This is a genomic window from Bordetella flabilis, from assembly GCF_001676725.1.
Taxonomy (GTDB): domain Bacteria; phylum Pseudomonadota; class Gammaproteobacteria; order Burkholderiales; family Burkholderiaceae_B; genus Bordetella_C; species Bordetella_C flabilis.
On sequence record NZ_CP016172.1, the window covers coordinates 180,634 to 203,986 of the forward strand.

General features: G+C 66.5%; 23 protein-coding genes. 18 read left to right on the top strand and 5 right to left on the bottom strand.

All coding sequences use genetic code 11. From position 1 onward, the window contains the following. Position 1: 1 nt before the first annotated feature. Both BAU07_RS00850 and BAU07_RS00855 read left to right on the top strand, forming a co-directional pair. Positions 2 to 226 carry a DUF2970 domain-containing protein gene (locus BAU07_RS00850; protein WP_066652737.1) on the top strand — a complete coding sequence of 75 codons (225 nt, stop codon included), beginning with the start codon at positions 2 to 4 and terminating at the stop codon, positions 224 to 226. A 34-nt stretch (positions 227 to 260) separates the two neighbouring features. Further along, entirely contained in the window at positions 261 to 1,136 is an 876-nt protein-coding gene (locus BAU07_RS00855; protein ID WP_066652739.1) for a cytochrome c oxidase subunit 3, read from the top strand. Between the two features lie 42 nt (positions 1,137 to 1,178). Here BAU07_RS00855 and BAU07_RS00860 read toward each other — a convergent pair whose 3' ends face one another. Continuing rightward, positions 1,179 to 1,379: a twin transmembrane helix small protein gene (locus BAU07_RS00860; protein WP_066652741.1), complete on the bottom strand. Its 201-nt coding sequence runs from the start codon at positions 1,377 to 1,379 to the stop codon at positions 1,179 to 1,181. A 36-nt stretch (positions 1,380 to 1,415) separates the two neighbouring features. On the opposite strand from BAU07_RS00860, the gene BAU07_RS00865 reads away from it, so the two are divergent. The 5 genes from BAU07_RS00865 to BAU07_RS00885 all read left to right on the top strand — a co-directional run bounded on the left by BAU07_RS00865 (position 1,416) and on the right by BAU07_RS00885 (position 5,499). Next, positions 1,416 to 2,210, top strand: coding sequence for an SURF1 family protein (locus BAU07_RS00865; RefSeq protein ID WP_066652744.1), 795 nt, complete (start codon positions 1,416 to 1,418; stop codon positions 2,208 to 2,210). 85 nt (positions 2,211 to 2,295) lie between these two features. After that, positions 2,296 to 2,922 carry an SCO family protein gene (locus BAU07_RS00870; protein ID WP_232338218.1) on the top strand — a complete coding sequence of 209 codons (627 nt, stop codon included), beginning with the start codon at positions 2,296 to 2,298 and terminating at the stop codon, positions 2,920 to 2,922. Between the two features lie 4 nt (positions 2,923 to 2,926). Then, positions 2,927 to 3,955 (top strand): COX15/CtaA family protein, encoded by a 1,029-nt coding sequence (locus BAU07_RS00875; RefSeq protein WP_066652747.1) that lies wholly within the window; start codon positions 2,927 to 2,929, stop codon positions 3,953 to 3,955. A gap of 24 nt (positions 3,956 to 3,979) precedes the next feature. Next, entirely contained in the window at positions 3,980 to 4,873 is an 894-nt protein-coding gene (cyoE, locus tag BAU07_RS00880; RefSeq protein WP_066652750.1) for a heme o synthase, read from the top strand. A 20-nt stretch (positions 4,874 to 4,893) separates the two neighbouring features. Continuing rightward, complete coding sequence (locus tag BAU07_RS00885) at positions 4,894 to 5,499, top strand: SCO family protein (protein WP_066652752.1); 606 nt, start codon at positions 4,894 to 4,896, stop codon at positions 5,497 to 5,499. Positions 5,500 to 5,554: 55 nt separating this feature from the next. Here BAU07_RS00885 and BAU07_RS00890 read toward each other — a convergent pair whose 3' ends face one another. Continuing rightward, a complete protein-coding gene (locus tag BAU07_RS00890) occupies positions 5,555 to 5,797 on the bottom strand; it encodes a DUF3717 domain-containing protein (RefSeq protein ID WP_066652758.1) in 243 nt (80 codons plus the stop codon). Positions 5,798 to 5,972: 175 nt separating this feature from the next. Between BAU07_RS00890 and BAU07_RS00895 the strand changes: the two genes are divergently transcribed. The 6 genes from BAU07_RS00895 (at position 5,973) to BAU07_RS00920 (ending at position 13,211) form a co-directional block, all read left to right on the top strand. Further along, on the top strand, positions 5,973 to 6,677 hold the full coding sequence (locus BAU07_RS00895; protein ID WP_066652760.1) for a glycine zipper 2TM domain-containing protein: 705 nt from the start codon (positions 5,973 to 5,975) through the stop codon (positions 6,675 to 6,677). A gap of 107 nt (positions 6,678 to 6,784) precedes the next feature. After that, positions 6,785 to 7,777 carry a PhaM family polyhydroxyalkanoate granule multifunctional regulatory protein gene (locus tag BAU07_RS00900; RefSeq protein WP_066652762.1) on the top strand — a complete coding sequence of 331 codons (993 nt, stop codon included), beginning with the start codon at positions 6,785 to 6,787 and terminating at the stop codon, positions 7,775 to 7,777. A gap of 53 nt (positions 7,778 to 7,830) precedes the next feature. Next, the gene (gene glmU, locus BAU07_RS00905; protein ID WP_066652763.1) at positions 7,831 to 9,201 is read left to right on the top strand and encodes a bifunctional UDP-N-acetylglucosamine diphosphorylase/glucosamine-1-phosphate N-acetyltransferase GlmU; all 1,371 of its coding nucleotides are present in this window, start codon (positions 7,831 to 7,833) and stop codon (positions 9,199 to 9,201) included. Continuing rightward, positions 9,198 to 10,637, top strand: coding sequence for an MFS transporter (locus BAU07_RS00910; protein ID WP_084026007.1), 1,440 nt, complete (start codon positions 9,198 to 9,200; stop codon positions 10,635 to 10,637). Before glmU ends, BAU07_RS00910 begins: the two co-directional genes overlap by 4 nt. 166 nt (positions 10,638 to 10,803) lie before the next feature. Then, on the top strand, positions 10,804 to 12,126 hold the full coding sequence (locus tag BAU07_RS00915; RefSeq protein ID WP_066652766.1) for a UDP-glucose dehydrogenase family protein: 1,323 nt from the start codon (positions 10,804 to 10,806) through the stop codon (positions 12,124 to 12,126). Next, positions 12,123 to 13,211 carry a glycosyltransferase family 4 protein gene (locus tag BAU07_RS00920; RefSeq protein ID WP_066652769.1) on the top strand — a complete coding sequence of 363 codons (1,089 nt, stop codon included), beginning with the start codon at positions 12,123 to 12,125 and terminating at the stop codon, positions 13,209 to 13,211. The genes BAU07_RS00915 and BAU07_RS00920 overlap by 4 nt, the downstream gene beginning before the upstream one ends. An 87-nt stretch (positions 13,212 to 13,298) precedes the next feature. Here the strand turns inward: BAU07_RS00920 and BAU07_RS00925 are convergent, their stop codons facing one another. Then, positions 13,299 to 13,781, bottom strand: coding sequence for an Lrp/AsnC family transcriptional regulator (locus BAU07_RS00925; RefSeq protein ID WP_066652771.1), 483 nt, complete (start codon positions 13,779 to 13,781; stop codon positions 13,299 to 13,301). A gap of 160 nt (positions 13,782 to 13,941) precedes the next feature. Here BAU07_RS00925 and glmS point away from each other — a divergent pair, with 160 nt between their 5' ends. Then, on the top strand, positions 13,942 to 15,774 hold the full coding sequence (gene glmS, locus BAU07_RS00930) for a glutamine--fructose-6-phosphate transaminase (isomerizing) (protein ID WP_066652774.1): 1,833 nt from the start codon (positions 13,942 to 13,944) through the stop codon (positions 15,772 to 15,774). A gap of 119 nt (positions 15,775 to 15,893) precedes the next feature. On the opposite strand, the gene BAU07_RS00935 is transcribed toward glmS, so the two are convergent. Both BAU07_RS00935 and BAU07_RS00940 read right to left on the bottom strand, forming a co-directional pair. Next, complete coding sequence (locus BAU07_RS00935; protein ID WP_066652776.1) at positions 15,894 to 17,276, bottom strand: MmgE/PrpD family protein; 1,383 nt, start codon at positions 17,274 to 17,276, stop codon at positions 15,894 to 15,896. Further along, on the bottom strand, positions 17,273 to 19,369 hold the full coding sequence (locus tag BAU07_RS00940) for a TRAP transporter large permease subunit (RefSeq protein ID WP_066652778.1): 2,097 nt from the start codon (positions 19,367 to 19,369) through the stop codon (positions 17,273 to 17,275). Before BAU07_RS00940 ends, BAU07_RS00935 begins: the two co-directional genes overlap by 4 nt. 149 nt (positions 19,370 to 19,518) lie before the next feature. On the opposite strand from BAU07_RS00940, the gene BAU07_RS00945 reads away from it, so the two are divergent. The 4 genes from BAU07_RS00945 to BAU07_RS00960 all read left to right on the top strand — a co-directional run bounded on the left by BAU07_RS00945 (position 19,519) and on the right by BAU07_RS00960 (position 23,335). After that, positions 19,519 to 20,562 (top strand): TRAP transporter substrate-binding protein, encoded by a 1,044-nt coding sequence (locus tag BAU07_RS00945; protein ID WP_066652780.1) that lies wholly within the window; start codon positions 19,519 to 19,521, stop codon positions 20,560 to 20,562. A gap of 67 nt (positions 20,563 to 20,629) precedes the next feature. Then, the gene (locus tag BAU07_RS00950; protein ID WP_066652786.1) at positions 20,630 to 21,337 is read left to right on the top strand and encodes a GntR family transcriptional regulator; all 708 of its coding nucleotides are present in this window, start codon (positions 20,630 to 20,632) and stop codon (positions 21,335 to 21,337) included. Positions 21,338 to 21,382: 45 nt separating this feature from the next. Beyond that, a complete protein-coding gene (locus BAU07_RS00955) occupies positions 21,383 to 22,192 on the top strand; it encodes an N-acyl homoserine lactonase family protein (RefSeq protein WP_066652789.1) in 810 nt (269 codons plus the stop codon). A 165-nt stretch (positions 22,193 to 22,357) separates the two neighbouring features. Continuing rightward, positions 22,358 to 23,335: a tripartite tricarboxylate transporter substrate binding protein gene (locus BAU07_RS00960; protein WP_066652792.1), complete on the top strand. Its 978-nt coding sequence runs from the start codon at positions 22,358 to 22,360 to the stop codon at positions 23,333 to 23,335. Positions 23,336 to 23,353: the final 18 nt, after the last annotated feature.

The window sequence follows — 23,353 nt, forward strand, 5'->3', positions numbered from 1 at the left end:
CATGAGCCAGGATCTGCGCGACGCATCCCAACGCAAATTCACCTTCCTGCAGACCTTGAAGGCGGTGGCGTGGGGAATGCTGGGCATACGCAAGGGCGCGGGCTACCAGGACGACGCCTCGCGACTGAATCCCGTGCACCTGATCATCGCCGGGGTGCTGGCGGGCGTGATTTTCGTGGTGGTCCTGGTGGCCATCGTGCGCTGGGCTGTCGCCAGCCTGAGCTGAACACTATTCAACGTATAAGACCAGGGAGAAGACCATGAGTGCAGGACACTCGGTTCAAGCGAAAGAGGCGCCCTACTACTATGTGCCCGCCGACTCCGGGCATCCTGTCCGCAGCGCGATCGCGCTGCTGATTACCGCCGTGGGCGCGGCGGCCTGGATCAACGGCGTCGGTGCCGGCAAGTGGCTGGTCCTGCTGGGCCTGGTCTGCCTGATCGCGGTGCTGTTCCGCTGGTTCGGCGATGCCATCGGTGAATCCGAAGGCGGCCTGAACAGCAAGCGCGTCGATGTGTCGTACCGCTGGGGGATGAGCTGGTTCATCTTCTCCGAGGTCATGTTCTTCGGCGGCTTCTTCGGCGCCCTGTGGTACGTGCGCACCATTACCACGCCCTGGCTGGGCGACCTGGACCACAAGCTGCTGCTGTGGCCGGACTTCAATGCCGTATGGCCGAACTTCGGGCCCGCCGGCATCGTGGAACACTTCCAGACGGTCGGCCCCTTCCCGCTGCCGACCATCAATACCGCGCTGCTGCTCAGTTCCGGCGTGACGCTGACGATTTCGCACCATGCGTTGCGTGCCGATCATCGCGGCAAGGCGATCTTCTGGCTGGCGGCGACCGTATTGCTGGGCGTGCTGTTCGTGGGCTGCCAGGCCTTCGAATACCACCATGCCTACACCGAGCTCAACCTGAAGTTCAACTCGGGTGCGTATGGCTCGCTGTTCTTCATGTTGACCGGCTTCCACGGCTTCCACGTCATCATGGGCGCGACCATGCTGACGGTGATCCTGTTCCGCCTGATGCGTGGGCACTTCACGGCGGACCACCACTTCGGTTTCGAGGGCGCGGCCTGGTATTGGCACTTCGTCGACGTGGTCTGGCTGGGGCTGTACCTGTTCGTATACTGGTTCTGATACAACCACGGCGCGGGTTCATGGAACCCGCGCCCCGCACGGTCATCTAAACCCCGTGCTCTGGATCCAGCCCAGGTAGTGCGCGAGCAGCACGAACAGGAACAGCGCGACGGACAAGCCGATGCGCACGGTCAAGGCATTGACTGTTCTGTTGGTGCTGCCTTTGTCCTTCATCAGATAGATCAGGGCTGAAGCAAGACTGCCGAGGATCCCGATGAAGGCGAGGACGACGAGAACGCGCATGGCGGCCTCCGGGTTTAAAACGGAATTATTGCAGACATGGCTCGTGCGCATCGCACCGTGACCGCTTTGGTGCTGCTCGGTATCGCGGTCGTGCTGCTCGCGTCACTGGGCCGCTGGCAGTTGCGCCGGGCCGACGAACGGCGCGCGATCCTTGCCGCGATCGAATCCGGCCGCCGGCAAGCGCCGCTGGCCCTGGCGCCCGCCACGCCGGCCAGCGAGCTGCGTGCCTGGCGCCCTGTATCGGCGCAGGGAAACTGGCGCGACGACCTGACGGTGCTGCTGGACAACCGCAACCAGGACGGCCGTCCGGGTTATTGGGTGGCGACTCCGCTGGTCCTGGAAGGCGGTGGTCCGGGTATGGCCGTGCTGGTTCTGCGCGGCTGGATGCCGCGCGCCTTGCCCGGCGCGGTGGGGGGCGGCATGGCCGCGCCCCGGCCGCCCGCGCTGCCGCCTGGTGTGCAGACGGTATCCGGCGAACTGGTGGAACGCGTGCCGCGTCTGTTCGAATTATGGAACCCGGGCGGCCCGTCGGGCGATGCGCTTCCGGCAACGTGGCCCGCTCCCGGCGGCCTGCCGACAGTGCAGAACCTGGACCTGGACAGCTATGCCCGCGCCACCGGCCTGCGGCTGATGCCTGCCGTGATGGAGCAACTGCAACCGGCCGGGGATGGACTGGTACGCGACTGGCCGCAGCCGTCGGTGGACTATAACCAGAACCTGGGCTACGCCATGCAGTGGTTTGGCTTTGCCTGCATCGCCGGCGTGGCCTTTGTCGTGGTGGCCGTGCGCGCGCGGCGCGGCGGCCGGCCCGAGGCGCGGGCGCGGCCATGAGGGCCGCGCACAGGCCTTCGGACATCGCGAACCTGGATGCGATGCGAACACTCTGATCGGGAACACTATTTTGGTTCGAACCGCCATGACTTATCCGCCCGCCTCGCCTGCCAAGCGCAGCAGCGTCGTGCCCATCATGCTGGTGATCTTCATCATCACCCTGGCGCCCATCGTGAGTGCCGTGATTGTCTACCTGAACCCACAGTGGTGGCCCCAGGATGGCAGCAACTATGGGGACCTGATCGAACCGCAGCGCGACATGCCTTCCGCGGGGGCGCTGCCCCTCGCCACCCTGGATGGGCAGCCATTCGACCTGGCCAGCCTGAAGGGCAAATGGCTGCTGATGGCCGCCGACGGCGGCGCCTGCCCCGAGTCCTGCGCGCGCAAGCTGTTCATCATCCGCAATACGCACGCCAGCCAGGGCAAGAACGTCGACCGCCTGGCGCGCGTCTGGTTCATCACGGATGACGCCCCGGTGCCGGACAAGGTTCTGGAAGCGTATCGCGGCACGGTGATGGTGCGCGGCCGGCCCGAGCAGCTCGCCCCCTTCCTGCTCGGCGCGCCGTCCGCCGCGCCGGCCCAGGCCTTGTCCGGGCCGATCTGGATGGCGGACCCGCTGGGGCACCTGATGCTGCAGTTTCCCGCCGAGGCGGATCCGGTGAAGGTACGCAAGGACGTCAGCAAGCTGGTCCGTAACTCGCGCATTGGCTGATCGCATGGACCCCGTTATTCGCCGCTATCGCAAGCTGGTGTTCTTCACCTGGTTCCTGACGCTGGATCTCATCATGTTCGGCGCCTTCGTGCGCCTGACGGACTCCGGCCTGGGCTGCCCCGACTGGCCCGGCTGCTATGGCAGCGTGACGCCGTTGGGCTCCCTGGCGGACATCCACGACGCCAATCGCGCCATGCCTTTCGGGCCGGTTTCGCTATCCAAGGCCTGGATCGAGATGATCCATCGCTACGTGGGCTCCATCCTGGGCATGCTGATCATCGCCATCGTGTACATGGCATGGCGCCATCGGGACCGCCTGGGCCGGTCCCCGGCCTTGGCCACGGTGGCGCTGATTACCGTGTGCGTGCAGGGCGCTTTCGGGGCCTGGACCGTGACGCACCAGCTGATGCCTGCGGTCGTGACGGCCCACCTGCTGTTCGGGATGCTGACGCTGGCCGTCATGACCTGGCTGGCAGCCCGCGAAAGACCCTATGCCTCCCTGGGGGCCGGCGCCGCGCGCTGGCGCGGCTGGATGACAGGCGGACTGGCGCTGCTGGTCCTGCAGATTGCCCTGGGCGGTTGGGTAAGCACCAACTACGCCGCCCTGGCCTGCATGGACTTTCCCACCTGCCAAGGGCAGTGGGTCCCGCCCATGGACTTCGCCGGCGGCTATTCCATCATCCGCGGCCTGGGTGAGCTGCCGTCCGGCGAGATGATCTCGCAGTACGCGCTGACTGCCATCCATTGGGTCCATCGCAATTTCGCGTTCGTTGTGTTCGTCTACCTGGGTATTCTGGGTGCGCGGCTGCGGTCCGAGCCGGGCTTGCGTGGCCCGGCCTCGCTGATGCTGGCGCTCTTGCTGGCCCAGTTGCTGACCGGGCTCACTACGATCTTCTTCGAGTGGCCGCTGGCGATCGCTGTCTTGCACAACGGCGGCGCCGCCGGACTGGTCCTGGCGGCGGTGACGCTGCGGGTACGGCTGGCGACGGCGGGGCGTCCCGCCCTCCGTAGCCTCGCGCCGCAGCCGGTTTAGCGCGGGCAGTTTAAAATAGCCGCCATGACTAGCTATGCCGCCCCGGATTCCGGATTGCTGCGCCAGTACCTGGTGCTGACCAAGCCGCGTGTTACACAACTCGCCGTGTTCTGCGCTGTGATCGGCATGTTCCTGGCCACGCCGGGCTTGCCCGACCTGAAGCGGGTCGCCTTCGCGACGCTGGGCATCTGGTTGCTGGCTGCCGCCGCCTTCGCCATCAATTGCCTGATCGAGCAGGAAGTCGACGCACGCATGCTGCGCACCGCCCGGCGTCCCACTGCGCGCGGCAGCATCCAGCCGCAGCAGGTCGTGGCGCTGTCCGGGCTGCTGGGCGGCGCCGGGATGCTGGTGCTGTACAACCTGGTCAACCCGCTCACGATGTGGCTGACCTTCGCTACCTTTGTCGGCTATGCCGTCATCTATACGGTCATCCTCAAGCCGCGCACGCCACAGAACATCGTCATCGGCGGCTTGTCCGGCGCGATGCCGCCCGCCCTGGGCTGGGCCGCCATCGCCAATGCGGCGCCCGCGCAAGCCTGGGTGCTGGTGCTGATCATCTTCATCTGGACGCCGCCGCATTTCTGGGCGCTGGCCTTGTACCGTACCAACGACTATGCCAATTCCGGGCTGCCCATGCTGCCCGTCACGCACGGGCAGAAGTTCACTCGCCTGCATATCCTGCTGTATAGCGTCGCGCTGCTGGCCACGACCTTGCTGCCCTACGCCATCCGCATGAGCGGCGTGATCTACCTGGTGGCCGCGTTGGTGCTGGGGGCGATGTTCGTCCGGTATGCCTGGCGGCTGTACCGCGAGTATTCGGACGCCCTGGCGCGCAAGCTGTTCCGCTATTCCATCGTCTACCTGGCGCTGCTGTTCGGTGCCCTGCTGGTGGATCACTGGGCCCAACTGCTGATTTGACCCCGCCTCGAGACACCCCCATGCCAGCATTTCCGAACGACCGCCGCGCCCTGCTGCGCATCCTGGCCGCTGCCCCGGTCGCGGCCCTGGTGGCCGCCTGCGGCCAGGGCACGCCGACCTTCAAGGGCAGCGACATTACCGGGACGCACCTGGGCAAGGACCTGTCGATGATCGACCAGGACGGGCGTCCCCGTACCCTGGCCGACTATGCGGGCAAGGTGAAGGTGGTGTTCTTCGGCTACACCCACTGCCCGGACGTGTGTCCCACATCGCTGGCCGAGCTGGCGCAGGTCATGCAGGCATTGGGCAGCGACGCGTCGCGCGTGCAGGTCATCATGATTACCGTCGATCCGGAACGCGATACCCCCGAGGTGCTGAAGCAATACGTCCAGACCTTCAATCCGGCCTTCGTGGGGCTGACGGGTACGCCGGAACAAGTAAAGCAGGCGGCGACGTCGTTCAAGGTCTATTACGCCAAGGTCATGGCGAAGGACGGCGCCGACTACAGCATGGACCACAGTGCCGCGTTCTATCTATTGGATGGAAGCGGCGAGGCGCGGGTGCTGGCGGGCAACGGTACCGACGGCGAAGCGCTGGTGCACGACATCAAGGCGCTTCTGGCCTGACACCCCGCCCGAACGGGCGCCGGCAATCCGGCGCCTGCAGCGCGGCGCACGGCGTTCAATCTGCGTTCGCAGCACCGCTTCCAGACGCAGCCTGCCATGCCTCGAAGGCGCCGCGCGCGATGGCGTTCAGCTCGGCCGCCGGCAATTCGCGGCGGCCGGCCATGATCATCAAGGCATAAGGCGCGGCCAGCGCGGCGGCCTCCGGGCACAAGCGCGATTCCTCGCCTGTGGCGGGGGAGCGGTTGCGCCAGTAGTTGATGGCTTCTTCCAGGCGTGTGATTGGAATGACGGTGTCCATGGGGCCATTGTCCCAGAACCGCCGGGAAAGTCATGTCGGCCCGGGCGGACCGGGACATGCCCCGGGGAGAGCGGTCAGCGAGCTTTGCAAATCTTTCAAACGGTCACCTTCGCAATACGCGGAAAACGGCGCCGGATGCTATACATCGGGCCGTCTTTTTCCAAGGAGACTCGCCATGAATGCTCCAGCGCCCTTGTCGGCCGCCCCGCGCCGCGCGCTGCACCCTTTGGTCGCGATCGCGTCCGTATGCGTGATCGCGCTGTGCGCCGTGGCCATTGCCGCGATCCTGGGGTGGCTGCCTACGCCGAACGCCCAGCAGGAAGCCGCCCAGGCCGCCGCCGCCGGCCCGGAGGATGCCAACCGCGCGCCGCTGCCCGCCGATGCCGCCGGCAACGCAACGCCGGCGGCCCCCGCTGTGCCCGCGCAGCCGCGCATGGCGCAGGCGCAGCCCCAGTCTCAATCGCAAACGCCGCCCGGCGTCCAGGCGCCGTCCGCACAGACGGCGCCGCCGCCTGCCGATGCGGCCTCGTGCCCCCACTGCGGCGTGGTCGTGTCGGTCAACCAGGTACAGGTGCCGGTGCAGAACAATAACGAGCCCATCATCGGCACGGTGGCCGGCGGCGTGGTCGGCGGCGTGGTGGGCAACCAGTTCGGCGGCGGTAGCGGCAAGACCGCGCTGACCGTGCTGGGCGCCGTCGGCGGCGCTTTGGCAGGCCGTGAAATCGAGCGTAATATCAAGCAGCAACAGACCGTGACGCGCTATCAATTGGTGGCGCGCACCAACGACGGCCGCTCGCACACATTCCGCAGCGCCACCCCTTTCCAATACGCGCCGGGACAGGCGATACGCGTGGAGAACAACCAACTGCTGCCGCGCTGAGCGCGTGCCGCCTGTCGGGCGGCCCGATGCGTCCGGGCAGCGGCGCAGCGGGCTCGCCGGCAGGCGCTATCGTTGACGCACCGGCATGAAATGGACGAGAGGACGACATGACCGACCAGAACAGCAATCCCTTCGTCCTGCCCGGCATGGGACAGGGGGGCTCCGACACCGCCGGCAACCCGCTGCTGGCCAGCATGGAAATGATGCGGCAAGCCTGGGCCGGCTTGGCAGGGCCTGGGGGACTGGCCCAGTCCCTGCCCATGACGCCGCCCATGAATCTTCCCGACCTCGAACGGCGCATCGCGGAGCTGCGCAGCGTGGAAAGCTGGCTGCGCATGAATCTGTCCATGCTGAGCAGCACCATCCAGGGCATGGAGGTGCAGCGCTCCACCATCGCCACCTTGCGATCCTTCGTCGACACCCTGGGCAGCCAGGCGCGCGACCCCGCCGCCTGGGGCGACGCGTCGCCGCTGGAAGTCGTCTTGGGCCTGAAGCCCGCGCCCGGCGGTGCCGGGCAGCGTGGCAGCGCGCCGTCGCGCGCATCGGGGAGCGACGAGGGGGGCACGTCGGCGCGCCGGGATGCCGCGAAGGACCGTGCCGCCTCCGGCGGCGAGGCGCGCAATGAAGCGCCGGAAAGCGGCTCCGGCGGCACCACCGGCCCTGGCGCCGGAGGCGCCGCCCCGGGTGAGGCCGCCGGCGCGTCCGCCGGATCGGCGGACGCCATCAGCCAGGCCGCGCAGTCGGCCTCCGAGGCGTGGTGGGGGATGCTGCAGCAGCAATTCAACCAGCTCGCCGCTGCGACGGCGGCCACCATGCCCGGCGGCCAGCCGCAAGGCGGACCGGCCGCACAGTGGCCGGCCACCGGCGCAGGCGGACCGAGCGGGTCCGCCGGCAGGGCCCGGGCGTCTTCCAAGGGGTCAGCGGGCACGCAGGAGGCGCATGGCGATGCAGGCGCCGCTCGCACGACGGCGGGGCACACGCCCGCCGGAAAGTCCGCGGCCGGCAAGAAGGCGGCGGGCAAATCGACGGCCGACAATACGGCAGCCCGTAAAACGGCCGCGCGGAAAAACAAAATACAATCAGGATCAGACAGGTCCTAGGTCCTTTCCCACTATCCCGCCGCCCACGAGGCGGCGCAATTTTGTCAATTCCCATGCTCAACGTCGTCATACTCGCTGCCGGGCTCGGCAAGCGCATGCAGTCGGATTTGCCCAAGGTGCTGCATACGCTGGCCGGCCGTTCCATGCTGTCCCATGTACTGGACAGCGCGCGGCGCCTGGAGCCCGCACGTATCATCGTCGTGGTCGGCCATGGCGCCGAACAGGTCCAGGCGGCGTTCCAGGATCAGCCCGACCTGGCCTTCGCCTTGCAGCGGCCGCAGCAGGGCACGGGCCACGCCGTGGCCCAGGCCGTGCCGCAGTTGCTGGACGGGGATGCGGACGACGCCACGCTGGTCCTGTACGGCGATGTGCCGCTGGTCCAGTCGGAGACACTGCAGCGGTTGCTGGCAGCGCGTGGGGAAGGCATGGCGGTCCTGACCGAAACGCTACCCGATCCGACCGGCTACGGGCGTATCGTGCGCGACGCCGAAGGGCGCGTTCGCCGCATCGTGGAGCACAAGGACGCCTCCGACGCCGAGCGCAGCATCGCGGAGGTGAACACCGGCATTCTGGCGGCGCCGACGGCGCGCCTGAAGGACTGGCTGACGCGCATCGACAACCGCAACGCGCAAGGCGAGTACTACCTGACCGATGTCGTCGGCCTGGCCGTTGCCGATGGCGTACCGGTGGGCAGCGCCCAGCCCGGCGCCGCCTGGGAAACGCTGGGTGTGAACAGCCGCGTGCAGCAGGCGGAACTGGAGCGCGTGTGGCAGCGGGAACAGGCGCGCAGGCTGCTGGAGGCCGGCGCATCGCTGGCCGATCCGGCGCGTTTCGACCTGCGCGGCAGCATGACGGTCGGCCGCGATGTCTACATCGACGTCGGCTGCGTCTTCGAAGGCAGGGTCGAACTGGCGGATGGCGTGCGCATCGGCCCGCACTGCGTGCTGCGCGACGTGCGCGTGGGCCGGGGCACCGTCGTGGAAGCCTTCAGCCACCTGCAACAGGCCACCATCGGCGCGGACGCGCGCATCGGTCCCTATGCGCGCCTGCGGCCCGGTGCGGCGCTGGCCGACCGTACGCACGTCGGCAATTTCGTCGAAGTGAAGAACAGCGTCATCGGCCCGGACAGCAAGGCCAACCACCTGAGCTATATCGGCGACGCGGAGATCGGCGCGCGGGTCAACGTCGGCGCGGGTACCATCACCTGCAACTACGACGGCGTGAACAAGCACCGCACCATCGTGGAGGACGATGTCTTCATCGGTTCCGATACGCAATTGGTCGCGCCCATCCGCGTGGGTGAAGGCGCCACCCTGGGCGCCGGCACCACGCTGACCCGCGATGCGCCCGCCGGCAAGTTGACGCTGTCGCGCGCGCGCCAGGCCACGATCGAAGGTTGGAAACGCCCGACCAGGAAATCGTGAAAGACCTCCGCGGCAGTCCGGCCAGCGAGCAGTCCGGCCCTTCAGGCGCCGGGCCGGACAAAAGTTCATCGAAGTGCGCCACGCCTGACGGTCTGCCCACGCCGCGGCGCTATTGGGCGGCCGGCGTGGTGCTGCTGGGCATCAGCCTGGCGGTGCTCGACAGCACCATCGCCAACGTGGCCTTGCCGACGATCTCCGTCGACCTGAATATCGACCCGGCCAGCGCGGTCTGGATCGTCAATGCCTACAGCGTGTCGGTCGTGGTGATGCTGTTGCCGCTATCGGCCCTGGCCGAGCGGGTCGGCTTTCGGCGCATGTTCGGCCTGGGCCTGGGCCTGTTCACGCTGGCTTCGCTCGCCTGCGCGATGTCGAATTCGCTCACGACCCTGACGCTGGCGCGCATGTTCCAGGGCGTGGGCGCGGCATCGCTGATGTGCATGTTCGGCGGCTTGATGCGTTACATCTACCCGCTATCGAAACTGGGTCGGGGCATCAGCGTCAACGCCACCACGGTGGCGATCATGTCGGTGCTGGGTCCGACGCTGGGTTCGGTCATCCTGTCCGTGGTGGATTGGCCGTGGATCTTCGCGGTGAACGTGCCGATAGGGCTGTTCGGCTTGTTCCTGGTGCGCTTCCTGCCCGACGTCCCGCGCGTAAAGACCCGCTTCGACGTGGTGAGCGCGCTGCTATGCATGGTCGTGCTGGGTGTCTTCATTACCGGTATCGACAACCTGCATGCCGACCTGGTGCGCGGCGTGGGCATGGTGGCCATTTCCGTGCTCGCGGGCATCCTGCTGGTGCGCCGCGCGACACGCCAGGCCGCGCCGCTCGTGCCCGTGGACCTGTTGCGCATTCCACCGATCGCCTACGCGGTGGCGGCCTCGGCGTGCACCTTTGCGGCGCAGATGTCGGCCTATGTGTCCCTGCCCTTCTATTTCCAGTCCGTGCTGGGCCGCTCGCATCTGGAGGTGGGCATGCTGATGGCCGCATGGCCGGTCGGCACGGGCCTGATTGCGCCGGTGGCGGGACGCATGTCGGACAGGTTTTCCGCCGCCACGCTCAGTGGCGTGGGCGCCGGCTGCATGGCTGTCGGGCTGGTGTGGCTGGCGGTCCTTCCGCACAGCGCGTCCAACCCCTGGATCATGGCCGGCATGTTCGTCTGCGGCCTGGGCTTCGGGTTCTTCCAGACGCCGAACAACCGCTCGATGATTTCGTCCGCCCCGCGCACGCGCAGCGGCGCGATCGGCGGCGTGCAGGCGACGACGCGCGTATTCGGGCAGAGCTTCGGTACCGCGCTGGTGGCCACTTCCTTTGGCCTGTTTCCCCGGCACGGGCCGCTGGTCGCGGTGACACTGGGGGCCATCTGCGCCGGCCTGGCGGTGGTGGTCAACACCGTGCGGTTTACGCGGGCGGGGCGGGCCGCCTCGGATCGCTGAGCGACAGGCGGCGAGCGGTAAATCCGCCGGCGATAGGGGCGATACCGCGGAACAGCGGTCGGTTTTCCCTTCTGCCTTGCGGCACGGCTTTTGCCTTGCCCCTCCTATAATGCCGCCGTAGGCCGCGGGATTGCGGCGGCCATGGGTAAATGAAGGGCGATCCCCAATGAAAATTACCGTAGTGGGAACCGGCTATGTCGGTCTGGTCTCGGGCGCGTGCCTGGCGGAAATGGGCAACGACGTCATGTGCCTGGATGTCGATGCCGCCAAGGTCGCCCGGCTGCGCCAGGGCGTCATTCCCATCTACGAGCCGGGCCTGGAAGAACTCGTACGGCGCAATGCACGGGGCGGACGCCTGCATTTCACCGATGACATCGCGCTGAGCGTCAGCCACGGCGATGTGCAGTTCATCGCCGTCGGCACGCCGCCCGGCCAGGACGGCTCCGCGGACCTGCAATACGTGCTCGAAGCGGCGCGCAACATTGGCCGCCACATGACCGCCCGCAAGATCATCGTCGACAAGTCCACCGTTCCGGTGGGCACCGCCGACCAGGTGCGCCAAGCCGTGGCCGAGGTGCTCGCGCAGCGCGGCGTGGACTTGCCGTTCAGCGTCGCGTCCAACCCGGAATTCCTGAAGGAAGGCGCGGCGATCCAGGACTTCATGAGTCCGGACCGTGTCATCGTGGGCGCGGATGACGATTACACCATCGGCGTCATGCGCCGCATCTACGAGCCGTTCCAGCGCACCCATGACCGCCTGATGGTGATGGACGTGCGCTCGGCCGAACTGACCAAGTATGCGGCCAATGCCATGTTGGCCACGCGCATTTCGTTCATGAACGAGATGGCCAACCTGGCCGAGACCCTGGGCGCCGATATCGAACAGGTGCGTCGCGGCATCGGCGCGGATCCGCGCATCGGCTACCAGTTCCTGTATCCGGGCGCCGGCTACGGCGGTTCGTGCTTTCCCAAGGATGTGCAGGCCCTGATCCGCACGGCCGAGCAGCACGGCTTGCCGATGCGCGTGATCGAGGCGGTGGAGACGGCGAACGACGCGCAGAAATTCCGTCTGACGCAGAAAGTCGTGCGCCGTTATGGCGAGGACCTGCGGGGCCGCACCTTCGCCCTGTGGGGGCTTGCGTTCAAGCCGAATACCGACGACATGCGCGAGGCGCCCAGCCTGACCGTCATCGAGGAACTGACCCGCCGCGGCGCGCGCGTACGGGCCTACGATCCGGTGGCCGCGCACGAGGCGGAGAAGCTGCTGGCGGCCAACGGCAACGTCGAGTTCGCGCCGGACATGTACAAGGCGGTGGAAGGCGCCGACGGTTTGCTGCTGGTCACCGAATGGAAGGCGTTCCGCGCACCGGACTTCGAGCGTGTCCGGGAATTGCTGAAGGCGCCCGTCATCCTGGACGGCCGCAACCAGTACAACGCGGCCGACCTGAAGGCCCTGGGCTTCGACTACGAGGGTATCGGCCGCGCATGAGGATCCTGCAGCTCAATTTCGAGAAAGGCTGGCGTGGCGGGGAGAGGCAAACCCTGTACTGCATGCTGGCCTTTCGCGACGCGGGACATGAAGTGGAACTGCTGGCTCGCGCCGGTGCGCCGCTGGCGCAGCGGGCCGCCGAACAAGGCTTCACAGTACATGCCGTGAAGCATGTACCCGGGCAGCTGGGTTTCCTGGCCACGCGCGGCCGGCGCTACGACATCATCCACGCGCAGACCGCGAACACGGTGACCTGGGCCGTCCTGACCAAGACCCTGCATGGCCGGCCCGTGGTGTTCTCGCGCCGCACGTCCTTCGTGGTCAAGCCGCAGGAGCAATGGAAAACCGGCGCCAAGTGGCGCCGCGTGGACCTGTTCGTCGCCATCAGCGACATGGCGGCGCGCGAGCCGCGTCGGCTGGGCATCGAGCCGGTCATCATCCGCAGCGCGGTGCTGCCGGCGCCGGTGGATGCCGGCAACCTGGCGCGCCTGTCATCGGAATTCAAGCTGCCGGGCAAGAAGATCGTCGCCACGTCCGCAGCGCTGATCCATGACAAGGATCCGCTGACGATGATACGTGCCGTGGCCGAACTGGCTGAAACGCGGCTCGATTTCATCTTTGTGCACTTCGGCGCGGGGGGGAACAACGAAGCCGAGGCGCGCGCGCTGGTCGCGGAGCTGGGACTGGAATCGGTGTACCTGTTCGCCGGTTTCCGCAAGGGCGTGGAGGACTTCTACGCCGCCATGGATGTCTTCGCCATGAGCTCGCGCGAGGAAGCGCTGGGCAGCAGCGTGTTCGACGCCTTCCTGCATCGCGTGCCGGTGGTGTCCACCGACGCGGGCGGCTTGAAGGAAAGCCTTGCCGACGGACGCGGCATACTTTGCGCCGTCGAGGACTACCGCGCGCTGGCGCAGGGCATGGCGCGGCTGCTGGACGACGCCGGCTTGCGCCAGCAATTGACGCAGCGCGCGTATGACTACGTGAGGGCGGAGCACGACGTGCGCGGAATGGGCGACCGGTATCTGGCGCAGTTCGCCAAGCTGCTGCGTCGCCGGGGCGAGGCGGCGCGCATCGAGGCCTCCTGATCCCGCCGTGCGCGCTGGCCCGTTGGCGCATACGCGCGTACCCGCGAACGTGCACGTGCGGGAATTCCTTCCGGGGTCGGTCCGGCATCAGTCGATGGCCAGACGCGTCTCGAACTTGGCGCGATGCACCGAGAAAAACGTACGCACGTTGCGCACATTCGCCTGCGCCGTGAATGCCCGGTGCACCAGCGCGTGATACGCCGGCATATCCTTCACCTGCGCGATCAGCAGGAAATCCGGTCCCGGCGAGACCCGGTAGCATTGCAGGACCGCCGGCTCGGCCTGCATGCGCGCCTCGAATTCCTCGATACGTTCGGCCGCCTGGACATCCAGCGTTACCTCCACCAGGGCCGTCAGCGTGCTCCCCAGTTTCACGGGGTCGAGAATGGCGACCTGTTTCTCGATCACCCCGAGTTCCGTCAGGCGGCGCACGCGGCGAAGGCAGGTGGGCGGGGACGTGTGCACGCGTTCCGCCAGTTCCTGATTGCTCAGGGAGGCGTCGTCCTGCAGCTGGGCGAGGATCCGTCTGTCCAGCTCATCCAGATCCGTCGGGCTGTCGGCGTGGGCCATGATGCGAAATCAGTTTGATGAAGCTGTAGTGTAAATGAAATATAAATTCAACAATGAGTTCGGTTGATATAACGCACGATAGCAACCGAAATTTTGAAATTTAATTTCTTGTAGCCCGGCACACAATGGCCGCCGTTCCTAGTGTTTCCTGGAGTTTGCCATGTGCGGAATCGTCGGCGCTGTCGCCCAACGCGACATTACCCCCATCCTGGTCGAGGGCCTGAAGCGGCTGGAGTATCGCGGCTATGATTCGTGCGGCGTCGCGGTCTACGCGGACGGCGAGCTGCGGCGTACGCGCAGCACCGAGCGGGTGGCCGAACTCTCCGAACAGATCGCGCACGACAAGCTCACCGGATTCACGGGCATTTCGCATACGCGCTGGGCCACCCACGGGGCGCCCGCCACCCACAACGCCCATCCGCATTTCTCCAGCTTTGGTCGCGAGGCGCCGCGTATCGCGCTGGTCCACAACGGCATCATCGAGAACCACGACGAGCTGCGCGCCGAACTCGAGGCCGCCGGCTACGTTTTCGAAAGCCAGACCGACACCGAGGTCATCGCGCACCTGGTCAACCACCTGTATGCCGGCGACCTGTTCGAAGCCGTGCAGCAGGCCGTGCGCCGCCTGCTGGGCGCCTACGCCATTGCCGTATTCTGCCGCGACGAGCCGCATCGTGTCGTGGGCGCCCGCCAGGGTTCGCCCCTGGTCGTGGGCCTGGGCGAAAACGAGAACTTCCTGGCTTCGGACGCGCTGGCGCTGGCCGGGACCACCGACCGCATCATCTACCTGGAAGACGGCGACGTCGTCGACCTGCAACTGACCCGTGTCTGGATCGTCGACGAGCAGGGCCGCGCGGTGGAGCGCAAGGTCAATACGGTGCAGGTGCATACCGGCGCCGCCGAGCTCGGCCCTTACCGCCACTTCATGCAGAAGGAAATCTTCGAACAGCCGCGCGCCGTGGGCGATACCTTGCAGGATATCGAGAGCATCACGCCGGAGCTGTTCGGCGACGGCGCCTATCGCATATTCAAGGATTCCGAGTCGGTCCTGATCCTGGCGTGCGGCACCAGCTACTACGCCGGCCTGACCGCCAAGTACTGGATCGAATCGCTCGCCAAGATCCCCGTCGCCGTGGAAATCGCCAGCGAGTACCGTTATCGCGACAGCGTGCCCGACCCGCGCACCCTGGTCGTGACCATATCGCAGTCCGGCGAAACCGCCGACACGCTGGCGGCGCTCAAGCATGCGCGTTCAATGGGCATGGAGCGCACCCTCACCATCTGCAATGTCGCCACCAGCGCCATGGTGCGCGAATGCAAGCTCGCCTTCATCACGCGCGCCGGGGTGGAGATCGGCGTGGCCTCGACCAAGGCTTTCACCACGCAGCTGACCGCGCTGTTCATGCTGACGCTGGCGCTGGCGCAGACCCATGGCCGCATGACGGACGAACAGGAAGCCGACCACGTCAAGGCGCTGCGCCACCTGCCCGCGGCCATTGGTTCGGTGCTGGCCCTGGAGCCGCAGATCATCGCCTGGGCGCAACGGTTCGCCAGCAAGGAAAACGCCTTGTTCCTGGGGCGCGGGCTGCACTACCCCATCGCCCTGGAAGGGGCGTTGAAGCTGAAGGAGATCAGCTACATCCACGCCGAGGCCTATCCCGCGGGCGAACTGAAGCACGGCCCGCTGGCGCTGGTCACCGAGCAGATGCCGGTGGTCACCATCGCGCCCAACGATGCCCTGCTGGAGAAACTGAAATCGAATATGCAGGAAGTGCGCGCGCGCGGCGGCGAGCTGTATGTCTTCGCCGACGCGGACAGCAGGATCTCCAATGGCGACGGCACGCATGTGATCCGCATGCCGGAGCATTATGGGAAGCTGTCGCCGATCCTGCATACGGTGCCGTTGCAGTTGCTGGCGTATCACACGGCCTGCGCGCGCGGCACCGACGTCGACAAGCCGCGGAATCTGGCCAAGAGCGTGACGGTGGAGTAAGCGGCGACTACGTGCACGCGGCAATTGATATTGCCTTCATAAAGTCTGTCGCGGACGATTGAAGTCGGCCGCGCATCGAGGTCGACCAGCGTCCCCGATGATGTCGGCAGGCGACGCGTTCATCTGCGGGAGGCCGACAGGCGCATCGGCAGGGCAGCGTCGGCGGCTGTTTCCAGGGACCAGACGGAGTCGATGAGCCGGTCGATGTCGATCTCGACCTGCCCGTGGTGCGCCAGGTCGCGAAGTTTCTGTTCGATCTCCCGGTCTTCCAGCGGGCGGGCCAGAGAACCCCGCGGCTTGGTGACCTCGCGGTGCAGGCTTGCTCCATCGGCGAAGTCGATGCGCAGCCTGACGGCGTCGACCGACATGGCGGGGTCGTCGTGGAAGGCGAGCCGCGCGCCGAGGTCGCGCAAGGCGGGGTCGGCAACCGCTTCATCCGAGAATTCCGGCAAGCCGGCGCGGCCCCGGACCAGCGCCACGGCGACAGCATGTTGGGCACTGACCTGGGACAATCGTCCGCTGGTGACGCCCGGCCGGTCCGTGCGTTGCCGCAGCAGCGGGTGGCCGGTGAGCTCGATGCGCGCGATGCCGGTCCAGCGGCCGTTTGCGATGCGCGGATCGGCCGCCAACTCCAGGCAGGCGTCGATGACGGGGTTGAGCACGACGCCGCAGGGATAGGGTTTGTAGGCGTTGTTCAGCAGCTCCCAACGCTGGCCGAGCTGTCCAGTGATGGCGTCCAGTCGCGGGTTATCGCCGGCGACGCGCAGATACCCGCGCTCGCCTTCCAGCGGGAGGGACGGGCCGTCGAAACCCTCGGCCGCCAGGAAAGCCGACAGCAGGCCGTTGCGCGAGGCGTTGCCTACGCTGATGCTTTTGGCGCCAGTGCCCAGGGCTTCGACCAGGCCGCCTGCCTGCACTGCTGCGGCGCCGAGGGCGTCCAGGTTCTGCCCGGCGTTCAGGCCCAGCGCGCGCGCGGCGGCCAGCGCCGCGCCGAACACGCCGCAGGTGGAGGTGATGTGCCAGCCGCGTGCGTAGTGTTCGGGCGAGATGGCGTTGCCGATGCGGCAGGCCACTTCGACGCCAAGCACGAAGGCATGCAGCAGTTGCTGTCCGGTCAGGGGCCGGGTTTCGGCCAGCGCAAACAGGACCGGCGCGATCGGCGAGGTCGGGTGGATGATGGTGGGATGATGCGTGTCGTCGAAGTCGAAAACGTTGGCCGCCATGGCATTGAGCGCTGCGGCGTTCAACGCGTCGACGCGATCGGGCCGTCCCACCAGGCTGGCGTCCCGGCCTGCCGAGAAGCGCGCGTAGGTGCGCACGGCGATATCCATCGAGGGCGTATGCGCGGCCGACAGCGCCACCGCGAAGAAATTCAGCAGGGCGCGGCGGGCGGCGTGCCGGACAGGCTGGGGGATGTCGTCCCATGTGGAATTGGCGACGAAGTGCGCCAGTCCCACGGAGGGACGGGCGGCATCGGAGGCAGCTGCTTGGGGCATGGTCATTTCACTCGGTCGGGAAGCCACATCACGATCTGCGGGAAAACGTAGAGCAGGCAAAGGAAGAGCAGGATGATCAGCACGAACGGCAAGGCGCCGCGAATGATGTCGTCGAATCGGGCCTTTTCGTTCATGCTGCGCAGCACGAACAGCACCATGCCGACCGGCGGGGTAATCAGGCCCACTTCGATCATCAGTACCAGGAAGACGCCGAACCAGATCGGGTCCAACCCCAGCGCCATGGCGATAGGATAGGTGACCGGCAGCGTCATGAGCATCATCGCGATCGATTCGACGAACATGCCCAGGAACAAATAGATCAGGACCATCGCTCCGACCACCAGTGTCGGCGACAGATCGGCGCCCTGTATCAGATTGACGACCTCGCGGGGCAGGCGCAGGTAGTCGAAGACCCAGCTGAAAATGCCAGCGCCGACCACGATCAATAGCAGCAAGGCGGTGACCTTGGCCGAATCGAAGGCGATATCCATCAAGGCGCCCCAGGTGAGCTTGCGACGCACCAGGCAAAGCAGGAACGCGCTGACCGCGCCGATAGCGGCTGCCTCGGTGGGCGTGGCGACGCCCGCGTACATGGAGCCTAGGACCGCCCCGATGATGCCCACGAACGGCACCATGCTGCGCGAGGCGGTGAACTTCTCCCGCATGGTGTAGGCGCGCGCGGGCGGCGCCGCGCCCGGTACAGTCAGGGCCCACACGAGCGTGCCCGCCATGAAGAAGCCCATCAGCAGCAGGCCCGGGATGATGCCGGCGAGGAACAGATGCGTGACCGAGGCGCCGACGGTGGTGCCGTAGATGATCATGGGGATGCTGGGCGGGATCAGGATGCCGAGCGTGGCGCCGGCCGCTGCGACGCCGTAGGTCAGCCGCGGGCTGTAGCCGCGCTGGATCATGTCCGGGCAGGCCACCTTGCCCAGCGTGGCGGCCGTGGCCAGGCTGGAGCCGGACACGGCGGCGAAGACCGCCGACGCTCCGGCGGAGGCATGCGCCAGCCCGCCCGGCGCGCGGCCGAACCAGCGCACCAGCGCGTCGAACATGCCGGCGGTGATGCCGCTGCGCAGCAGCAAGGCACCCATGAAAATGAACATCGGCACCGCGGTCAGCGTGAACGTGTTGGTGCTGGTCCAGGCGCGCTCGGCCAGCAGGGACAGCTGGGGACGCGACAGCAGGAAATACACGCCAAGCAGGCCGACCATGCCGAGCGCGACGCCGATGCGCACGCCAAGGAACAGAAACAGGATCATGCTCGCCACCAGCAGGGTCGCGACCCAGCCCAGCGACTGGCCGCGCGCCAGTCCATACAGCACCGCGCATCCGCCGATCACGAGAAGCGAATGCGTTAGCGTGACGGCGCCGCTCCAGGCCCAGATGGCGATGATGAAGGCGAGGGCGATCGCAGCCATGCCCCAGTCGAACCGCGTGCCGGCGATCGGCAGCGCGTTCGGACCCATGCCCACAAGCGCTAGCGCCATCGCGGCCAGCGCTGCGGGCGCCAGCCAGCGCCGCAGGGCCCCGGTTGGCGGCCGCAAGCGGTGGATGTCCACCATGATGGACAGGCAGAACGTCAGCAGGCCAAGCGATACCGACAGCTGCGGGATCCATTGCGGGGTCGACAACAGCCCCCAGTCGCGCGTGTCGTTGACGTATTCGCGGATGTTGAAGCTGGCCATCTGCCAGCCAAGCACCACGCTGAACAGCAGCGCCATCCACTGCCCCAGCAGTTCTGCCTGCACGCGCGCGGGCGCCGATAGCTTGTCGATCCAGAGTTCGACCTGGACGTGCGCGTTGGATGATTGCGCCGCCGCGAGCCCAAAGAACACGGTGGCCACCAGCAGATAGCCAGAGATCTCGGTGGCCCATGAAGTAGGCGAATTGAAGGCGTAGCGCGACAAGATCTCGTAGCACATCGACAACGCCATAAGCAGCAGCGCCGCCGTGGCAAGCACGCCGGAACAGCGCGACACCGCGGCCATTGCCCGGATAAGGCCGAAATCCGCGCGGCCGCCCAGCGGATAGGGCGATGCGCCCGGCGACGCGGCCGCCTCTGCCGGAACTTGCGCCGGCATCTCGATGGTGCTCATTGTTGTCTCCTCAACGCGTCCTGCGCGATGGTGTTTTCCCTGATCGAGATTGATATTCGTCGGTTATTGTGGCGATATTATAGGCATATTGTATGATTGCATGCTCATAATTACGCACAGCGCAAAGCGCATCATCCAGGAGGAGCAACATGAACCAACCCATATGCCCGTCCGCGCGGCTTCGATCCTTCGTGGCTGCCATCGCCCTGGGCGCCGCCCTGTTGACGGGAGCGGCACAGGCCCAGACCTACGACCTGACCATGGCGGTGATCACGGCGCCCGGCGATGGGTACTCGATCCTCACCGCCTCGGTGCCCGAGCGCGTGGCGAAGGCCACCGGCGGCAGGGTCAAGGTGACGGTCAGCGATTCGCTCGTGCCGCCCGCGCAGATGGCGACCGCCGTACGGGAAGGCCGCGTGGATCTGAGCGCCGCCCTGCATACCTATCTGGCGGCGGACGAACCGCGCATGGGTATCTTCAACCTGCCCGGGCTGATCAACGACATCAAGGAATACAAGCAGGTCTGCGACGCCTTCTGGTGCGAGGACACACGCAAGATATGGAAGGAAAAGTGGGGGGCGATCGTGCTGGCCGAGGGCGCCTGGTGCACGCAGCAACTGTTCTCGAAAGATCCCATCCGGAAAGTGGCGGACTTCAAGGGCAAACGCCTGCGCGTGCATAACCCGCAGACCGCCGAGGTGGTCAATGCCCTGGGCGGCAAGCCGGTAGCCATGCCGACTACTGAAATCTTCCCGGCGTTGGAACGTGGCGTTATCGACGGCGTGTTCATTTCCACCTGCGTCGGCGGGGCGCTGGAGTTCTGGCGGATCGCCAAGAACGTGCAGAACTGGAGCCTGGGTCCGATCAATGGCTGGGCGATCCTGGTCAATCCGGACAGCTGGCAAAAGTTGCCTGCGGACGTGCAGAAGCAGGTCCGAGGCGCCATGGATGCCGTGCAGCAGGAGGCTTTCGGCAAATACGATGAATTCGTTGCCAATGCGCGCCATGCCATGGAGAAGAACGGTGTGACGTTCTGGGTAGCCACGGATGAACAACGGGCTGAACTGATGCAACCAAAATACGTCGGGCCCGCTTACGACGCCTGGAACAAGCGCGCCAAGCAAGTTGGATTCGATGGTCCCGCCTACCTTGACCGTGTCCGCAAGGTTCTGGGCAAGACAGAAACCCAGTAATTTACGGGCGTACCCAGCGGGATTTGGGGCGCCCTCTACGCCCCGCACACCTTTTTGCATTGCATCCATGACTCCCCAGGCAGAGCCACAAGACGATTTCAAGGTCCCGCGCGTCGCTTCGGTGCTGCGACACAGCGTGACCGAGAGCATCCGCAACGCCATCCTGGTGGGGCGGTTCAGTGCGGGCGAGCGCTTGCCGGAGCGAGAACTGTGCGAGATGACCGGCGTCAGCCGCACCTTGGTGCGGGAAGCGCTGCGCCAACTGGAATCCGAAGGCCTGATCCTGGTGATCCCGCATCGCGGTCCGGTGGTCGAACGCCTGTCGCCCGAGCAGGCCCGAGGCATCTACCAAGTTCGCGAAGAGCTCGAAGGGCTGGCCTGCCAGCTGTTCGCAGAACACGCTTCGGAGGCGCAACTGGCGACGCTGTGCGAGGCGTTCCAAGGGCTCAAGCGCGCCCTGACCCGCGGCACCGCGCTTGAGCAGATTGCCGCCAAGAACGCCTTCTATCAGCAACTGCTGGATGGCGCAGGCAACGAGGCGCTGACCAACACGTTGCGATTGCTGAATTCGCGCGTCATGCTGCTGCGGTCGACGTCGATGCAGGCGCCGGGACGCGCAAAGCACAGCGTGGCGGAACTGTCCGAGCTGTTGCATGCCCTGGAAAGGCGCGACGGCAAGGCCGCCCGCGTCGCTGGCATCCTGCACGTGCGCAATGCCGCCAGCGCGGCAATCGGCATCCTGCAGGAATCGCTGCAGACCGAGGCCGCGGACTGACCGCCTTTATACAAAAACATAGTCTGGATCCCTGGGAGAGACATCTTGGATTGCACCCCTTTCAGTGTGTACGCCATCCGCTACGCGCGCCATTCGGGCCGTCGCGCGGTCGACAACTATCTCGGCCATGTGGATATCCACGACGCCGAGTCCGACCTGGACTACTACGTGTGGCTATTGCGGCGCGATGACGAAGTCTATGTGGTGGACACGGGCTTCGGCGAGGCCGCGGCACGGCAGCGCGGGCGCGAGCTGTTCATGCGGCCCGCGCAAGGCCTGGCCTTGCTGGGCGTCGAGGCAGAGGACGTGTGCAACGTCATCCTCACCCACCTGCATTACGACCACGCCGGTACGCTGGCCGATTTTCCAAACGCGACGTTCCACGTCCAGGATGCCGAACCTGCCTATGCGACGGGGCGCTGCATGTGCCACGCGCCGCTGCGCCATCCTTTCGACGTGGAAGACATAGTCGAATACGTGCGGCGCCTCTATGCCGGCCGCGTAGCCTTCCACCGGGGTTCCAGCGAACTCGCGCCCGGCCTGTCGCTGCATCTGGTGGGCGGGCACACTGCGGGCCTGCAGATCGTGCGCGTGTGGACCCGCCGCGGGTGGGTGGTGCTGGCCTCCGATGCCAGTCACCTCTACGGCAACATCGGCAACAACGCGCCGTTTCCCGCTGTCTATCACGTGGGCGACATGCTCGAGGGATACCGCGTCGTGCGAAGCTTGGCCGACTCCGAAGATCATATTGTTCCCGGCCACGATCCGCAGGTCATGCATCGCTATCCTGCGCCCTCGCCGGATCTGGCAGGCAAGATCGTCCAGTTGGACGTCATGCCACAAGCCGCGCGATGAGCGCCCGTGGGGCGGGCCCCATTGTGACGGTCGCGTCGATCAACAGCCTGCATCCGCTGCCCTTGCCCGCCTGACGCAGATCCCGGCCCGGGAATCGGGGCCGCACGGCGTGCCGCCCCAGGTGGACGCGACACGGCAGAAGAACATTAAACGGAGACTTCACCCATGCGTAACCTATTCAAATCTCTTATGCCGGCGCTGGCCCTCTGCGCGGCCCTTGCTGGCGTGAGCGGGGCGCAGGCAGCCTATCCCGACCGTCCGGTCAAGGTCATCGTGCCATTCGCGGCCGGTGGCGGAGCGGACATCGTCGCGCGCCTGGTGTTCAAAGGAGTCAGCGAACAACTGGGGCAGCCCTTCATCATCGACAATCGGGGCGGCGCTGGCGGCATCATCGGCGCCGACGCCGTGGCCAAGGCCGCACCCGACGGCTATACCCTGTTGCTGGGACAGAGCGGACCGAATGCGATCAATCCATCGGTCTATAGCAAACTGCCCTACGACGCACGCAAGGATTTCGCGGCCATCACGCAGTTGACCAGCTATCCCTATGTCGTGGCTGTGAAGAAGCAGTTGCCGGTCAGCACACTCGGGGAACTGATCAAGTATGCCCGGCGGCAGCCCGGCACGGTTACCTCGTCGACGGCCGGTCAGGGCAGTTCGGCCCACCTGGCGGTTGAACTGTTCATGCGCCAGGCGGATGTGGTGTTGGTCCCGGTGCCGTACAAGGGCGCGGGTCCCGCGCTGCTGGACGTCGTAGGCGGTGTGGTGGACATGACCTTTGGCGATGCCGCGTCGGCCTCCAAGCAGGCACAGGCAGGCAACGTCAAGGCCGTGGCCGTGACAGGTGCGCGCCGGTCGCCGCTGCTGCCCGATGTGCCGACCGTGGCCGAGGCGGGCGTGCCCGGATACGAGGCGTCGGCGTGGCACGGCGTACTGGCGCCGCGCGGAACGCCGGAGCCCGTCATCCAGAAGGTGTGGGCCGCCATTAACAACGTCCTTGCCGACCCCGCCCTGAAGGCGCGGTTGGCACAGGACGGTATCGAAACCGTGGGCAGCACGCCGCAGGATTTCGACCTGTCGCTGCAGGCGGAAATCGAGAAATGGCACAAGGTAGTGGATGACGCCGGTATAAAGCTGGAATAGGACGGGGGGATAGACTTT

Bases quoted from the DNA above. Each gene is read 5' to 3' on its own strand.
- BAU07_RS00850 (WP_066652737.1), top strand. From the start codon at position 2: ATGAGCCAGGATCTGCGCGACGCATCCCAACGCAAATTCACCTTCCTG.
- BAU07_RS00855 (WP_066652739.1), top strand. From the start codon at position 261: ATGAGTGCAGGACACTCGGTTCAAGCGAAAGAGGCGCCCTACTACTAT.
- BAU07_RS00860 (WP_066652741.1), bottom strand. From the start codon at position 1,379: ATGCGCGTTCTCGTCGTCCTCGCCTTCATCGGGATCCTCGGCAGTCTT.
- BAU07_RS00865 (WP_066652744.1), top strand. From the start codon at position 1,416: ATGGCTCGTGCGCATCGCACCGTGACCGCTTTGGTGCTGCTCGGTATC.
- BAU07_RS00870 (WP_232338218.1), top strand. From the start codon at position 2,296: ATGACTTATCCGCCCGCCTCGCCTGCCAAGCGCAGCAGCGTCGTGCCC.
- BAU07_RS00875 (WP_066652747.1), top strand. From the start codon at position 2,927: ATGGACCCCGTTATTCGCCGCTATCGCAAGCTGGTGTTCTTCACCTGG.
- cyoE (WP_066652750.1), top strand. From the start codon at position 3,980: ATGACTAGCTATGCCGCCCCGGATTCCGGATTGCTGCGCCAGTACCTG.
- BAU07_RS00885 (WP_066652752.1), top strand. From the start codon at position 4,894: ATGCCAGCATTTCCGAACGACCGCCGCGCCCTGCTGCGCATCCTGGCC.
- BAU07_RS00890 (WP_066652758.1), bottom strand. From the start codon at position 5,797: ATGGACACCGTCATTCCAATCACACGCCTGGAAGAAGCCATCAACTAC.
- BAU07_RS00895 (WP_066652760.1), top strand. From the start codon at position 5,973: ATGAATGCTCCAGCGCCCTTGTCGGCCGCCCCGCGCCGCGCGCTGCAC.
- BAU07_RS00900 (WP_066652762.1), top strand. From the start codon at position 6,785: ATGACCGACCAGAACAGCAATCCCTTCGTCCTGCCCGGCATGGGACAG.
- glmU (WP_066652763.1), top strand. From the start codon at position 7,831: ATGCTCAACGTCGTCATACTCGCTGCCGGGCTCGGCAAGCGCATGCAG.
- BAU07_RS00915 (WP_066652766.1), top strand. From the start codon at position 10,804: ATGAAAATTACCGTAGTGGGAACCGGCTATGTCGGTCTGGTCTCGGGC.
- BAU07_RS00920 (WP_066652769.1), top strand. From the start codon at position 12,123: ATGAGGATCCTGCAGCTCAATTTCGAGAAAGGCTGGCGTGGCGGGGAG.
- BAU07_RS00925 (WP_066652771.1), bottom strand. From the start codon at position 13,781: ATGGCCCACGCCGACAGCCCGACGGATCTGGATGAGCTGGACAGACGG.
- glmS (WP_066652774.1), top strand. From the start codon at position 13,942: ATGTGCGGAATCGTCGGCGCTGTCGCCCAACGCGACATTACCCCCATC.
- BAU07_RS00935 (WP_066652776.1), bottom strand. From the start codon at position 17,276: ATGACCATGCCCCAAGCAGCTGCCTCCGATGCCGCCCGTCCCTCCGTG.
- BAU07_RS00940 (WP_066652778.1), bottom strand. From the start codon at position 19,369: ATGAGCACCATCGAGATGCCGGCGCAAGTTCCGGCAGAGGCGGCCGCG.
- BAU07_RS00945 (WP_066652780.1), top strand. From the start codon at position 19,519: ATGAACCAACCCATATGCCCGTCCGCGCGGCTTCGATCCTTCGTGGCT.
- BAU07_RS00950 (WP_066652786.1), top strand. From the start codon at position 20,630: ATGACTCCCCAGGCAGAGCCACAAGACGATTTCAAGGTCCCGCGCGTC.
- BAU07_RS00960 (WP_066652792.1), top strand. From the start codon at position 22,358: ATGCGTAACCTATTCAAATCTCTTATGCCGGCGCTGGCCCTCTGCGCG.